The following is a 13531-nucleotide window of genomic DNA, read 5'->3' as shown; positions in this document are numbered from 1 at the left end:
CGCCCGGAACGGCCACGGCCACCGGCGCGCCCTGCCACTGTGCGCGGGCCGGGGGCACCGCGCCCCCGGGCCCGGGAGCCGTCGACACGGCCGCGCCGGGGTCCGATCAGGGGACGAGGTGGGACGTATGGCCGACGGGTTCGGCACGACGACCGAGGAGATGGTCCGCGCGGCGGGCCAGGTGCGGGCGGTGAGCGACGCCGTCAACGGCGAGCTCGGCCGCCTGCGCAGCCGGCTGGGACCGCTGCAGGGCCAGTGGTCCGGCACCGCGGCGACGGCGTTCGCCCAGCTGATGGCCAAGTGGGACACCGAGGCGCGGCGGCTGAACGAGGCGCTGGGCGCGATCGGTGAGCAGCTCGGCGGCACGGCGACGACGTACCAGCAGCAGGAGGACCAGAACCGCACCGCCATCACGTCGGTGCTCGGGTGAGGGGGAGCCACACCATGGGATCCGAGATCAAGGTCACCTTCAGCGCGCTCGAGACGGCGTCGGCCGACACCGTCGCGACGACCGCACGCATCAACTCCCAGCTCGAGGACCTCCGGCGGCAACTGGCGCCGATGGTCGCGACCTGGACCGGCGACGCGGCGGCCACCTACCGGGCGTCGCAGCAGAAGTGGGACACCTCGGCGGCCGAGCTGACCACCACCCTGGGCACCATCGGGAAGCTCGTCGGCCAGGCCGGTCAGAACTACCGGGCCACCGAGCAGGCGAACCGGGCCCGGTTCGCCTGACACCCGGTCCGGGGGCCCGGACGACCCCCTTGCGTCCGCCCCCGGAACCGGCGGGTACGCTTGGCTCTCGTTGTGCAGCGGTGGAGACCCGCGGGCGCCGTCCTCCGGCGACAGCGGCGGGATCGAGCGTCCCTCCGGCGTCCACCAGCAGCACGCTGAGGAACCAGAGACTAGAGAGTGGGCCGGAACCCGTGCGGACGGCCCACCAGCCGAGAACGACGACGAGGTAGATCCGTGCCCACGTACAGCCCCAAGCCCGGCGACATCCAGCACGCCTGGCACGTGATCGACGCCGAGGACGTGCGCCTCGGTCGGCTCGCCACCCACGCTGCCACGCTGCTGCGCGGGAAGCACAAGCCGACCTACGCCCCGCACGTCGACAACGGCGACTTCGTGGTCATCGTGAACGCGGAGAAGATCTCGGTGTCCGGCAACAAGCGTGCCGACAAGTTCATCTACCGCCACTCCGGCTTCCCGGGTGGCCTCCGCCAGCGCTCCGTCGGCGAGATGATCGACAGCCAGCCCGACCGCCTCGTCGAGAAGGCGATCAAGGGCATGCTGCCGAAGAACCGTCTCGGCCGCGCCATGGCCAAGAAGCTGAAGGTCTACGCCGGCCCGGCGCACCCGCACGAGGCCCAGAAGCCGCAGCCGTTCGAGATCAAGCAGGTCAGCCAGTGACCACCCCGAGCAACGAAGAGGGACAGCCCGTGACCAGCCCCGAGAACGGACCCGACGAGGTCGTCGACGCGGTCGAGACCGAGGGTGCGGCCGCCGAGGCGACCGAGACCGAGGCCACCGAGACCGAGGTCGCCGACGTCGACTACACCATCGGTGACGCCGCCGACTTCGACGCCGACGAGTTCGCCGCCGAGGCACCCGTGCTGGGTGACCGCCCGGTCCAGACCGTCGGCCGCCGCAAGGAGGCCGTCGTCCGCGTCCGGCTGCTGCCGGGCACCGGTGGGTTCACCCTCAACGGCAAGCCGCTCGAGGTGTACTTCCCGAACAAGCTGCACCAGCAGATCGTGAAGGAGCCGCTGGTCCTCCTCGAGAAGACCGAGCGCTTCGACATCTTCGCCAACCTCAAGGGTGGCGGCACCGCGGGTCAGGCCGGCGCGCTGCGCCTGGCCATCGCCCGTGCGCTGGTCGAGCTGGACTCCGAGGACCGCCCGCCGCTGAAGAAGGCCGGCTGGCTGACCCGTGACGCCCGCGCCGTCGAGCGCAAGAAGTACGGCCTCAAGAAGGCCCGCAAGGCGCCCCAGTACTCCAAGCGCTGATCGCACACCGGATGCCTCGTCTCTTCGGAACCGACGGCGTCCGGGGCCTGGCCAACGGCGAACTCCTCACTCCGGAGTTCGCCGTTGGCGTCTGTGCCTCGGCCGCCCGCACGCTCTCGAACGGCTCCGGCCGCCGGCCCCTCGCGGTCGTCGGACGCGACCCCCGCGCGAGCGGCGAGATGCTCGAGGCCGCGGTCGTCGCCGGGCTCACCTCGGCCGGTGCCGATGCGATCCGGGTCGGTGTGCTGCCGACCCCGGGCGTCGCGCACCTGGTCGCCGAGGCCGGCGCCGACCTCGGCGTGATGATCTCCGCGTCGCACAACCCGATGCCCGACAACGGCATCAAGCTCTTCGCCGCGGGCGGCCACAAGCTGCCCGACGACGTCGAGGACGCGATCGAGCGGCAGCTGGCCGCCGGGCTCGGCGCCCGCCCCACCGGGGAGGGCATCGGCCGCGTCTGGGACGCCCCGGACGCCACCGACGTCTACGTCGCGCACCTGCTCTCCGCCGCGCCCGGCTCGCTGTCCGGGCTGCGCGTGGTCGTGGACTGCGCGCACGGCGCCGCGGCGCTGGCCGCGCCGGAGGCCTACCGCCAGGCGGGCGCGGACGTGATCGCGCTGCACGCCGAGCCGGACGGGCTCAACATCAACGACGGCGTCGGGTCCACCCACCTGGAGCCGCTGCGGTCCGCGGTGCTCGAGCACGGCGCCGACCTCGGCATCGCCCACGACGGCGACGCCGACCGCTGCCTAGCCGTGGACGGGACGGGCGCCGTCGTCGACGGTGACCGGATCATGGCCGTGCTGGCGCTCGCCATGCGCGACGCCGGCGAGCTCGCCCACGACACGCTCGTCGCCACGGTGATGAGCAACCTGGGCCTGCACATCGCCATGCGCGAGGCCGGGATCACGCTGGACACCACCAGGGTCGGCGACCGCTACGTGCTGGAGCGGCTGCGCGAGGGCGGGTTCACCCTCGGCGGCGAGCAGTCCGGGCACGTGGTGCTGCCGGGCCACGCCACCACGGGCGACGGTCTGCTCACCGCCCTGCGGCTCATGTCGCGGGTCGCGCAGACCGGCACGTCGCTGGCCGAGCTCGCCTCGGTGGTCACCGTGCTGCCGCAGGTGCTGCGCAACGTGGCCGTCGCGGACAAGGACGCAGTCGCCGGGTCGGCGGACGTGGCCGAGGCCGTCGCCAAGGCCGAGGCCGAGCTGGGGGACACCGGCCGGGTGCTGCTGCGCCCGTCGGGCACCGAGCAGCTCGTCCGCGTGATGGTCGAGGCGCCCAGCGCGGGCGAGGCCGACGCCGTCGCGGGCCGGCTGGCCGAGGTCGTCGCCGCCGCGCGCTGACCCGCACACGCCGATCGGGGCCGTCACCCACACCGGGGGCGGCCCCGACGTCGTTGTCCGGGGCCCCGGAGCCCTGCCGGGCGTCCCCCCGTCGGTCGCAGCGGGGGCACGCGTTCGCGGTCGCGAACGGGATCGGCGGTTCGGGGGCGGTGCGGGTGCGACCGGGCGCAGGCTGGTCCGATGCGACCGGACGTGCGGCGGGACCCCGAGGCGCTGGACCGTGCCGCGCGCGGGATGGAGGAGCTGGCCGCCGGGCTGACCGCGGCCCCCGCGACCGGGCCCGGTGACGGGGACCGCGTGGTGCGGCTGCGGCGGGTCACGGACGAGCTGACGGCGCTGGCCGACGCGACGCGGCGCGCCGCGGCCTCGGCCCGGGCGGTGGACGCCGGCGCGGCCACGGTGTTCCGGGCCGTCCCGGGTGTCGATCAGCACCTCTCCGCCCTCGGCGGGGCGGAGACGTGCTGATCGACGGAACGGACGCCGGCGTCGCGGACCAGGGCAGGGCCCTGCGGGCGCTGGTGGGCCGGCTCGACGACACCGCCGGGCTGCTGGCCGGGATCCGTGACGCCGTCGCCGACGCGTGGGACGACCCGGCCGGGCACGCGGTGACGGCCCGGCTCGACCTCGTCGGGCGCGAGCTGCGCCGGCTGGCCGACGAGGGCGCGCGGGACGCGGCCCGGGCGGAGGACACAGCCCCCGCCGATACGGCGCGGCACGGTCCTCCGGCACACCACGACCCGGCGATGCCCGGACGCCCGTCGCGGTCGGGTGCGACGGAGCCCGAGGCCGCGGGCCCGGTACCCGCGGACGTTCCCGGCATGCGCCTTCCCGGCCTCACCGGTACGCGCGTCACCGGCCGGCGCGGACCCGTGGCCCCGTCGTTCGCGGACCCGCCCGAGCGCTGAGCCGGGCCACCGCGGCCCGGCTCCCCGGACACCGGGACCGCCTCGCTCCCGGTTGCGGCCGCCATCGGCCCTCGGGTCCGCGCGCTGATCCGCGGCCCGCGCGCGTCCGGACGCACGCGAGGAGCGGATCACCGCGCGGGCAGCGGATCACGGCGCGGGCGGATCACCGTGCGGGCGGCGGATCACCGTGCGGGCGGCGGATCACGGTGCGGGCGGCGGATCACGGCGCGGGCGACGGATCGCCGCGGCGCGGTGGTCGCGCCGCGGGGTCAGCCGCCGATGCCCAGCAGCCCCGACGACGGCTGCTGGTCCTGCTCGCCGTCGGGCTCCGGCGTGAGGTCCACCACCGGCGCCCCGGGGACGTTCCCCGAGGTCAGCGAGGACACCCGCTTCTCGTTCTGCAGCTCCTGCATGAGGAACGCCGTCACCAGCGCCCGGGTGATCTTCCGGGTCCGGTGCTGCGGGCGGTTCTGCAGCAGGAAGCTCGTCCAGTGCCTGCCCTCGCAGAACCCGAGGTGCCCGGCCTTCTCGATCTCGCGGAGCGTCACGTCGGTGCCGGCCTCGTGCTGGGCGGCAGCGATCCGCTGCGCGTGTCCCTCCATGGGGGCCAGCGAGTCGACGGCGGCGGCGAGGTGCAGCGTCGGGACGGTCACCGCGGCGGCCGCCTCGATCGCGGACGGCTTCACCTCCGACGCGGCGAGGGTCACCAGCGCGCCGAGGCGCTCACGCCGGGCCGCGGCGAGGACGGCGGCGCCGCCCCCGGTGCCGTGCCCGACCAGCGCGGTCTTGCGGGCGTCGACGCTGACGTGGCCGTCGCCGAGCCGGACGCCGACGCACACGTCGAGGACGGTGTTCAGGTCCGTGGCGAACCGGGCGACGCTCGGGACCGGGCCGCGCTGGGTGTTCGGCGCGGCGGCGACGAAACCCCAGGTCGCGAGGTGGCGCAGCAGCTCGTGGTAGCGGTGCGCGGGCTGCAGCCACGCGTGCCCGATCACCACGGCGGGCAGCTGGTAGCCCTCCGCGGGGGTGTAGACGATGCCGGGCAGACCGATCAGGCCCAGGTCGCCGTGCTTCACCGGGTTCGGCCCCGGACGCGACAGCACACCGAGGGCGTCCTTGGCCCCCTTCATCGACGGGGGTCGGGTCACGCTGGTCCGGGCCACGGTCGGCACCGTACCGGTGCAGGTCACCGCGTGCCCGACTCGCACGGACGTCCGGCGTGGCGCCGGACCGACCCCGTCGCCGGAAGATCGGCAACCGGGCGTCGATACGCTCATCCGTATGTGTGGCATCGTCGGTTACGTCGGTCATCGGTCCGCACTCGACGTCGTCCTCGGCGGCCTGCGACGACTGGAGTACCGCGGTTACGACTCCGCCGGCGTCGCGCTGCCGGACGGCGGTGAGCTGCTGGTCGAGCGCAAGGCCGGAGCCCTGGCCAACCTGGAGGCACGCCTCGAGGAGATCGGTCGCGACCGGTTCACCGGGACCTCGGGCATCGGGCACACGCGGTGGGCCACGCACGGCCCGCCCACCGACCGCAACGCCCACCCGCACCGCAGCAGCGACGGCAGGGTCGCGGTCGTCCACAACGGCATCATCGAGAACTTCCTGGAGCTGCGCGCCGAGCTGGAGGCCCGTGGCATCTGGGCGGAGTCCGACACCGACACCGAGACCGCCGCGCACCTGGTGGCGCTGGCCCACGCCGACGGCCCGACGAAGGGCGATCTGCCCGCGTCGGTCCGCGCCGTCGCCCGCCGGCTGGAGGGCGCGTTCACCCTGGTCGTGACGCACGCCGACGAGCCGGAGCGGATCGTCGCCGCCCGCCGCAACTCGCCGCTGGTGCTCGGCATCGGCGAGGGGGAGACGTTCCTGGCCTCCGACGTCGCGGCGTTCATCGAGTTCACCCGCGACGCCGTCGAGCTCGGCCAGGACCAGGTCGTGACGATCACCCGCGACGGCTACGACGTCACCGACTTCCACGGTGAGCCGGTCGGGGTCAACCCGTTCGAGGTGACCTGGGACCTCGCCGCCGCCGAGAAGGGCGGCCACGACTACTTCATGCTCAAGGAGATCGAGGAACAGCCGACCGCGATCGCCGACACCCTGCGCGGGCACCTCGTCGAGGGCCGGATCGTCCTCGACGAGCAGCGTCTGACCGACCAGGACCTGCGCGACGTCGACAAGGTCTTCGTCGTCGCCTGCGGCACCGCCTACCACTCCGGGCTGCTCGCGAAGTACGCGATCGAGCACTGGACCCGGATCCCGGTCGAGATCGAGCTGGCCAGCGAGTTCCGCTACCGCGACCCGGTGCTGGACCGCTCGACGCTGGTCGTCGCGATCTCCCAGTCCGGCGAGACCGCCGACACCCTGGAGGCGCTGCGCCACGCGAAGGAGCAGAAGGCGCGGGTGCTGGCCATCTGCAACACCAACGGGGCGCAGATCCCGCGCGAGTCCGACGCGGTGATCTACACCCACGCGGGTCCGGAGATCGGCGTCGCCGCGACCAAGACGTTCACCGCCCAGGTCGCGGCGAACTACCTTATCGGCCTGGCCCTGGCCCAGGCCCGCGGGACCAAGTACCCCGACGAGGTCGTCCGCGAGTACGAGGCGTTGGAGGCGATCCCGGCGGCCGTCGCCGAGGTGCTGGAGTCCCTCGGCGAGGCCCGTGCGCTCGGGCAGGAGCTGGCGCCGTCGAAGGCGGTGCTGTTCCTCGGCCGCCACGTCGGCTACCCGGTGGCGCTGGAGGGCGCGCTCAAGCTCAAGGAGCTCGCCTACATGCACGCCGAGGCCTTCGCGGCGGGCGAGCTCAAGCACGGCCCGATCGCGCTGATCGAGGACGGGCTGCCGGTCGTGGTGGTGATGCCGTCGCCGAAGGGGCGCGCGGTCCTGCACTCCAAGCTGCTGTCCAACATCCAGGAGATCAAGGCGCGCGGGGCGCGGACCGTGGTCCTCGCCGAGACCGGCGACGAGACCGTGCGCCCGTTCGCCGACCACCTCTTCGAGCTGCCCGCGGTGCCGACGCTGCTGCAGCCGCTGGTCGCGACGATCCCGCTGCAGGTCATCGCGGCCGAGATCGCCCGGGCCCGCGGCTACGACGTCGACAAGCCCCGCAACCTGGCGAAGTCGGTCACCGTCGAGTGATCACCGGTCGTGGAGCGGAGCGTGCGCGACGCGGGCGTCCCGCTCCACAACCGTCGATCATGGTCGCCCGGCGCTAGCCTCGCGGCCATGCACGGGCTCCACACCGCGGACCAGGTACGGGCGGCCGAGGCGGCCATGATGCGCACCGTCGGCGACGGGGTGCTGATGCGCCGGGCCGCGGCGGGGCTCGCGCACCACGTGCGGGAGTTCCTCGGCGCGACCTACGGCCGCCGGGTGGTGCTGCTCGTCGGGGCGGGCGACAACGGCGGCGACGCCCTGTGGGCCGGTGCCGAGCTGCGCCGCCGGGGCGCGCACGTCACCGCGGTGCTGCTGGCGCCGGCCCGTGCGCACCCGGCGGGCCTCGCCGCGCTGCGCGCCGCCCGCGGGCGGGTGCTGGCCCTGCACCCGCCCGGCCCGGCCGCAGGCTCCGGCCCCGCCGCGGGCGGCGACACCGGCACCGGCAGCGACCCCGGGACCGGCCCCGGCGACAGGACCGGCACCGGCACCCCGGCCGCCGGCGCGCTCGACCCGGCGCGGGCGCTGGTGGCGGGGGCGGACGTCGTCGTCGACGGGATCGTCGGCATCTCCGGGCGCGGTGCGCTGCGCGACCCGGCCCCGGAGCTGGTCGCCGCCGCCGACGGGGCGGGTGTGCCGATCGTGGCCTGCGACCTGCCCTCGGGTGTCGACTGCGACACCGGGGCGACCGACGGGCCGCACGTCCGCGCCGCGCTGACGGTCACCTTCGGCTGCCGCAAGCCGGTGCACGCCCTCGCCGCCCCGCTCTGCGGCCCGGTGCGGCTGGTGGACTTCGGGCTCGGGCCGTTCCTCGAGGGGATCGAGCCGCACGCGCGGGTGCTGTCCGACGGCGACGTCGGTGCCCGCTGGCCGGTCCCGGGACCCGACGACGACAAGTACAGCCAGGGCGTCGTCGGGATCGCCGCCGGGTCGGCCACCTACCCCGGCGCCGCCGTCCTCGCCGCGGGGGCCGCGGCCCTGGCCACCTCCGGGATGGTCCGCTTCGCCGGGTCCGCCGCCGACGAGGTCCGCAGGCACTGGCCGGAGATCGTCGCCACCGGCGACATCACCGACGCGGGCCGCACCCAGGCCTGGGCGGTCGGGCCGGGGCTGGGCACCGGCGGGCAGGGCCGGGCGGTGCTGGAGGAGGCGCTGGACCGCGGGGTGCCGCTCTGCCTCGACGCCGACGCGATCACCCTGCTCGCACAGGACGCCCACCTGCGGGTGCGCATCCACGGCGAGCCCGTCGTGCTCACCCCGCACGCGGGGGAGTTCGCCCGGATCGCGGGCGAGGTCGGGCCCGACCGGATCGGCGCCGCCCGCCGCGCCGCCGCCGACCTCGGGGTGACGGTGCTGCTGAAGGGGAACGCGACCGTCGTCGCCGCACCGGACGGACGGGTGCTGGTCGACCCGGCCGCGGACTCCTGGGCCGCCACCGCGGGCTCCGGCGACGTGCTCACCGGCATGATCGGCGCGCTGCTGGCCGCCGGGCTGGACCCGTGGTGGGCGGCGGGCTGCGCGACGCTGGTGCACGCCCGCGCCGCGACGGCGGCCGCCCGGGAGCACGGGCTGCCGCCGGTCCCGGCACCGGCGTCGGCGATGCAGGCGGCGATCCCGGTCGCGCTGCGGTCGGTCCGGTCGGCGGCGTCGGGGCACTGAAGCGGCACACCGGCGGACCTGCGCCGGGAGCGGGTTGTTAGCGTTCCGCGCGTGCCGAAGATCCTGACCAGCCTCCCCGTCGGCGAGCGCGTCGGCATCGCCTTCTCCGGTGGCCTCGACACCTCCGTCGCCGTCGCCTGGATGCGCGAGAACGGCGCGGTCCCCTACGCCTACACCGCCGACCTCGGACAGCCCGACGAGCCCGACCTCGTCGCGGTCCGCGAGCGTGCGCTGGAGTACGGCGCCGAGGCCGCCCGCGTCGTCGACTGCCGTCGTGCACTGGTCGACGAGGGCATCGCCGCGATCGCCTGCGGCGCCTTCCACATCCGCGCCGGCGGGATGCCCTACTTCAACACCACCCCGATCGGCCGCGCCGTCACCGGCACCCTGCTGGTCCGCGCCATGGCCGACGACGGCGTCTCCATCTGGGGCGACGGCTCGACCTTCAAGGGCAACGACATCGAGCGGTTCTACCGCTACGGCCTGCTCGCCAACCCCGCCCTGCGGATCTACAAGCCGTGGCTGGACGAGGCGTTCGTCGACCAGCTCGGCGGCCGCGCGGAGATGAGCGCCTGGCTGGGCGAGCGGGAGCTGCCCTACCGGGACTCCGCGGAGAAGGCGTACTCGACCGACGCCAACATCTGGGGCGCCACCCACGAGGCCAAGAGGCTCGAGCACCTCGACACCTCGATCGAGATCGTCGAGCCGATCATGGGCGTGCGGTTCTGGGACCCGGCGGTCGCGGTCGAGACCGAGGACGTCACCGTCGAGTGGGAGTCCGGTCGCCCCGTCGCGATCAACGGCACCCGCTACGACGACCCGGTCGCGCTGGTCACCGAGGCCAACCGGATCGGTGGCCGGCACGGCCTGGGCATGACCGACCAGATCGAGAACCGGATCATCGAGGCCAAGAGCCGCGGCATCTACGAGGCCCCGGCGATGGCGCTGCTGTTCGTCACCTACGAGCGGCTCGTGTCGGCGATCCACAACCACGACTCGCTGTCGGCCTACGAGGAGCAGGGCCGCCGGCTCGGCAGGCTCCTCTACGAGGGTCGCTGGCTGGAGCCGCAGTCGCTGATGCTGCGCGAGTCCCTGACCCGCTGGGTCGGCAACGCGGTCACCGGGTCGGTCACGCTGCGGCTGCGCCGCGGCAACGACTGGTCGGTGCTCGACACCCGCGGCCCCGCCCTGGCCTACGCCGAGGACCGGCTCTCGATGGAGCGCGTCGAGGACGCCCCGTTCACCCCGGGCGACCGCATCGGCCAGCTCACCCTGCGCAACCTGGACCTGGCCGACTCCCGCGCCAAGCTGGAGCAGTACTCGGCCACCGGGATGCTCGGCGGCGAGTTCGGCACCTTCGTCGGCGAGATCGAGGCCGGGCGTGCGGCGGAGATCACCGCGACGCCGTCGGACCCCGACGCCGAGCAGGCCGAGGAGTCCCTCGACCGCGCCGCGATGGAGGCCGGGACCGACTGAGCCGGGCTCAGGACCGGGCCGTCACGGACCGGGATGCGATGATCGGGGCCGTGCTACCCACGACCGACCCCGCACCCGGTCCGCGGCCCCGGCCCGGACCGGGCGCACCGGCGGCCGAGGCGGTGGTCGACCTCGACGCCGTCCGGCACAACACCCGGTACCTGTCGGGTCTCGCGTCCGGGGCCGAGACCATGGTCGTGGTCAAGGCCGACGGCTACGGCCACGGCGCCGCCGCCGTCGCACGGGCGGCGCTGTCGGCCGGGGCGACCCGGCTCGGCGTCGCCACCCTGGAGGAGGCGCTCGCGCTGCGGGCCGACGGCGTCGACGCGCCGCTGCTGTCCTGGCTGCACCTGCCCGACGCCGACTTCGCCGCCGCCGTCGCCGCGGGGGTGGAGCTGTCGGTGTCCGGCCGCGTGCACCTCGCCGCGGTGCTGGCCGGTGCCCGCGCCGCGGGCCGCCGGGTCCGGCTGCACCTCAAGGCCGACACCGGGCTGTCGCGCAACGGCTGCCCGCCCGGCGAGTGGCCCGCCCTGCTCGACGACGTCTCCCAGGGCGTCGCCGACGGCACCTGCGAGGTCGTGGCCGTGTGGTCGCACCTGGCCGCCGCCGACGAGCCGGGCCAGCCCGCCGTCGACAGCCAGGCCGCGCGGCTGCACGCCGCCGCCGCGCTCGCCCGGGACCGCGGGTTCGCCCCGCAGCTGCACCTGTGCAACTCGGCGGGCCTGATGACCCGCCCCGACCTGCACCTCGACGTCGTCCGGCCGGGGATCGCCGTCTACGGGCTCGACCCGATCGCCCGCCCCGCCGACAGCCCGCTGCGCCCGGCGATGACGCTCCGCGGCCGGGTCGCGCTCACCAAGACCGTCGAGGCGGGCGAGGGCGTGTCCTACGGCCACGAGTGGGTCGCCCGCGAACCGCGCACGCTGGCACTGGTGCCGCTGGGCTACGCCGACGGCGTCCCGCGCCGGCTCAACGACGGTGGCCGGATGCGCGTGCGGATCGGCGGCACCGTCCGGCCGGTCGCCGGACGGGTCTGCATGGACCAGTTCGTCGTCGACTGCGGGCGGCCGGGGATACTGCCGGTCGCGATCGGCGACCCGGTCGAGCTGTTCGGCACCGGCGCCGACGGCGGACCGACGGCCCGCGAGTGGGCCGACGAGCTGGGCACCATCCACTACGAGATCGTCACGGGCGTCCGGGGGCGGGTGCGCCGCACGGTGACCGACGGGCGCGGGGGAGTCGCATGAGCCGCAGGGGATGGACCGTCGCCGGGATCGCGGGCGGTGTGGTCGGCGCGGCAGGCGCCGCGGCCGGGGTCGGCGTCGCCGCGCAGCGACGCAAGATCGCCGCCACCCGCCGCAGCCTGGCCACCGAGATGTCCGCGCACGCCGGGACGCCGCCGGGCACCGTCGGCGAGGAGATGTCGGTGATGGCCGACGACGGCGTCCGCATCGCCTGCGAGGTGGTCGCCCCGGCCGACGGCTCGGAGCACGCGCTGACGGTGGTGCTGGTGCACGGATTCGCCCTGGACCGGCGCACCTGGTCCGAGCAGCGGCCGCACCTGGCCGGGCTGACCGGCCCGTCGGTGCGGATGGTGCTCTACGACCAGCGCAGCCACGGCCGCTCCGAGCGGGCGCCCGCGGACTACTGCACGATCGACCAGCTCGGCCGCGACCTCGACGCCGTCATCCGCGCGCTGGCCCCCGAGGAGCCGCTGGTGCTGGTGTCGCACTCGATGGGCGGCATGACCGTGATGGCGCTGGCCGAGCAGCACCCGGAGCTGTTCCACGAGCGCGTCGCCGGCGTGGCGCTCGTGTCGACCTCGGCGGGGGAGATGGCGTCCTCCGGGCTGCCGGGCACGTTCCTGTCCCGGCGCAACCCGGTCATCCGGGCCCTCGGCGGGCTCGCCGCGTGGCAGCCCGGCCTGGTCGAGACGGGCCGGCGCGCACTGGGCGACATCATCTGGGCGTTCACCAAGCGCTTCGCCTACGGCGACCGCCAGGTCGACCCGCGGATGGTCGACCTCGTCGACACGATGATCGACTCGAACGCCGTCGGCGCGCTCACCGACTTCGTCGGCACCCTCGGCACCCACGACCGGCTCGCGGCGCTGCCCGGCCTGTCCGGCTGCGAGGTGCTCGTCCTGGCCGGCGACGGCGACCGCATCATCCCGTGGCGGCACAGCGAGGTCATCGCCGAGGCGATCCCGACCGCCCGGCTGGTGCGCCTGCCCGGGGTCGGGCACATGCCGATGCTGGAGCAGCCCGAGGTCGTCGACGCCGAGCTCGACGCGCTGATCGCCCGCACCACCGAGCGCACCGCGGGCGGCGGGCTGCGGGCCAAGCGCCCGCCGCAGCTCACCGACACGACCGACGACGAGCAGGCCGAGGCGGGCGGCGCGCTGCAGGGCCTGCTGCGCAGCGCGGGCCGGGTCCGCCGGGGCAGCCGTACCCCGGCCCGGGCCGGCCGGTCCCGGAAGAAGGACCGGCCGTGATCCCCGCCCCCGGCGCGGACGCCGTCGTCACCGAGCTGCCGACCGTCGCCGACACCGAGGCCTTCGGTGAGACGGTCGGGCGCGAGCTGGTCGCCGGTGACGTCGTGCTCCTGGCGGGCCCGCTCGGCGCGGGCAAGACCGCCCTGGTCCGCGGCCTGGCCCGCGGGCTCGGGGTGACCGGCACGGTGGCCTCGCCGACCTTCGTGATCGCCCGCGAGCACCCCTCCGCGGGCGACGGCCCGGCCCTGGTGCACGTCGACGCCTACCGGCTGATCGGAGACGGCACAGCGGCCCGGCCGCCCGACGTCGCGGCCGAGCTGGACGACCTCGACCTCGACACCGAGCTGGACCGGGCGGTCGTCGCCGTCGAGTGGGGGGTCGGGGTCGCGGAGCGGCTCGCCGGGTCCGCGGTGACGATCACGCTGGAGCGCCGCGACGACGACACCCGGGTCGCGACGCTGCGCCGCACCGCGCGTCCGTAGG

General features: G+C 75.4%; 14 protein-coding genes. 13 read left to right on the top strand and 1 reads right to left on the bottom strand.

The features are described from left to right. Positions 1 to 127 precede the first annotated feature (127 nt). The 7 genes from MTO91_RS22580 to MTO91_RS22550 all read left to right on the top strand — a co-directional run bounded on the left by MTO91_RS22580 (position 128) and on the right by MTO91_RS22550 (position 4263). On the top strand, positions 128 to 430 hold the full coding sequence (locus tag MTO91_RS22580) for a WXG100 family type VII secretion target (RefSeq protein WP_073576448.1): 303 nt from the start codon (positions 128 to 130) through the stop codon (positions 428 to 430). 14 nt (positions 431 to 444) lie between these two features. Further along, positions 445 to 735 carry a WXG100 family type VII secretion target gene (locus tag MTO91_RS22575; RefSeq protein WP_062397784.1) on the top strand — a complete coding sequence of 97 codons (291 nt, stop codon included), beginning with the start codon at positions 445 to 447 and terminating at the stop codon, positions 733 to 735. Positions 736 to 969: 234 nt separating this feature from the next. Then, positions 970 to 1413 (top strand): 50S ribosomal protein L13, encoded by a 444-nt coding sequence (gene rplM, locus MTO91_RS22570; RefSeq protein WP_062397782.1) that lies wholly within the window; start codon positions 970 to 972, stop codon positions 1411 to 1413. Between the two features lie 29 nt (positions 1414 to 1442). Next, the gene (rpsI, locus tag MTO91_RS22565; protein ID WP_083474823.1) at positions 1443 to 2009 is read left to right on the top strand and encodes a 30S ribosomal protein S9; all 567 of its coding nucleotides are present in this window, start codon (positions 1443 to 1445) and stop codon (positions 2007 to 2009) included. A gap of 11 nt (positions 2010 to 2020) precedes the next feature. After that, the gene (gene glmM, locus MTO91_RS22560; protein WP_476652655.1) at positions 2021 to 3358 is read left to right on the top strand and encodes a phosphoglucosamine mutase; all 1338 of its coding nucleotides are present in this window, start codon (positions 2021 to 2023) and stop codon (positions 3356 to 3358) included. 180 nt (positions 3359 to 3538) lie between these two features. Further along, positions 3539 to 3823, top strand: coding sequence for a hypothetical protein (locus tag MTO91_RS22555; protein ID WP_405415033.1), 285 nt, complete (start codon positions 3539 to 3541; stop codon positions 3821 to 3823). Then, complete coding sequence (locus MTO91_RS22550) at positions 3817 to 4263, top strand: hypothetical protein (protein ID WP_253069462.1); 447 nt, start codon at positions 3817 to 3819, stop codon at positions 4261 to 4263. Before MTO91_RS22555 ends, MTO91_RS22550 begins: the two co-directional genes overlap by 7 nt. Positions 4264 to 4532: 269 nt before the next feature. On the opposite strand, the gene MTO91_RS22545 is transcribed toward MTO91_RS22550, so the two are convergent. Continuing rightward, the gene (locus MTO91_RS22545; protein ID WP_405415034.1) at positions 4533 to 5426 is read right to left on the bottom strand and encodes a dienelactone hydrolase family protein; all 894 of its coding nucleotides are present in this window, start codon (positions 5424 to 5426) and stop codon (positions 4533 to 4535) included. 118 nt (positions 5427 to 5544) lie between these two features. Between MTO91_RS22545 and glmS the strand changes: the two genes are divergently transcribed. From glmS to tsaE, 6 genes are all read left to right on the top strand, one after another. Further along, complete coding sequence (glmS, locus tag MTO91_RS22540; protein ID WP_179761830.1) at positions 5545 to 7404, top strand: glutamine--fructose-6-phosphate transaminase (isomerizing); 1860 nt, start codon at positions 5545 to 5547, stop codon at positions 7402 to 7404. Positions 7405 to 7491: 87 nt separating this feature from the next. Beyond that, positions 7492 to 9078 carry an NAD(P)H-hydrate dehydratase gene (locus MTO91_RS22535; RefSeq protein ID WP_179761831.1) on the top strand — a complete coding sequence of 529 codons (1587 nt, stop codon included), beginning with the start codon at positions 7492 to 7494 and terminating at the stop codon, positions 9076 to 9078. 51 nt (positions 9079 to 9129) lie between these two features. Further along, positions 9130 to 10554 (top strand): argininosuccinate synthase, encoded by a 1425-nt coding sequence (gene argG / locus MTO91_RS22530; RefSeq protein WP_062397765.1) that lies wholly within the window; start codon positions 9130 to 9132, stop codon positions 10552 to 10554. A 50-nt stretch (positions 10555 to 10604) separates the two neighbouring features. Further along, positions 10605 to 11801, top strand: coding sequence for an alanine racemase (gene alr / locus MTO91_RS22525; RefSeq protein WP_346104640.1), 1197 nt, complete (start codon positions 10605 to 10607; stop codon positions 11799 to 11801). Beyond that, positions 11798 to 13048: an alpha/beta fold hydrolase gene (locus MTO91_RS22520; RefSeq protein ID WP_476652652.1), complete on the top strand. Its 1251-nt coding sequence runs from the start codon at positions 11798 to 11800 to the stop codon at positions 13046 to 13048. Before alr ends, MTO91_RS22520 begins: the two co-directional genes overlap by 4 nt. Next, positions 13045 to 13530 carry a tRNA (adenosine(37)-N6)-threonylcarbamoyltransferase complex ATPase subunit type 1 TsaE gene (gene tsaE, locus MTO91_RS22515; protein ID WP_346104637.1) on the top strand — a complete coding sequence of 162 codons (486 nt, stop codon included), beginning with the start codon at positions 13045 to 13047 and terminating at the stop codon, positions 13528 to 13530. The genes MTO91_RS22520 and tsaE overlap by 4 nt, the downstream gene beginning before the upstream one ends. The last annotated feature ends 1 nt before the right edge of the window (position 13531 follow it).

Source organism: Pseudonocardia sp. 2-7 (assembly GCF_056341085.1).
Note: the sequence above shows the minus strand (reverse complement) of the source record. Positions and strands in the feature narration are given on the sequence as shown.

Coding starts and splice junctions, on each gene's coding strand:
- MTO91_RS22580 (WP_073576448.1), top strand. CDS start 128: ATGGCCGACGGGTTCGGCACGACGACCGAGGAGATGGTCCGCGCGGCG.
- MTO91_RS22575 (WP_062397784.1), top strand. CDS start 445: ATGGGATCCGAGATCAAGGTCACCTTCAGCGCGCTCGAGACGGCGTCG.
- glmM (WP_476652655.1), top strand. CDS start 2,021: ATGCCTCGTCTCTTCGGAACCGACGGCGTCCGGGGCCTGGCCAACGGC.
- MTO91_RS22555 (WP_405415033.1), top strand. CDS start 3,539: ATGCGACCGGACGTGCGGCGGGACCCCGAGGCGCTGGACCGTGCCGCG.
- glmS (WP_179761830.1), top strand. CDS start 5,545: ATGTGTGGCATCGTCGGTTACGTCGGTCATCGGTCCGCACTCGACGTC.
- MTO91_RS22535 (WP_179761831.1), top strand. CDS start 7,492: ATGCACGGGCTCCACACCGCGGACCAGGTACGGGCGGCCGAGGCGGCC.
- MTO91_RS22520 (WP_476652652.1), top strand. CDS start 11,798: ATGAGCCGCAGGGGATGGACCGTCGCCGGGATCGCGGGCGGTGTGGTC.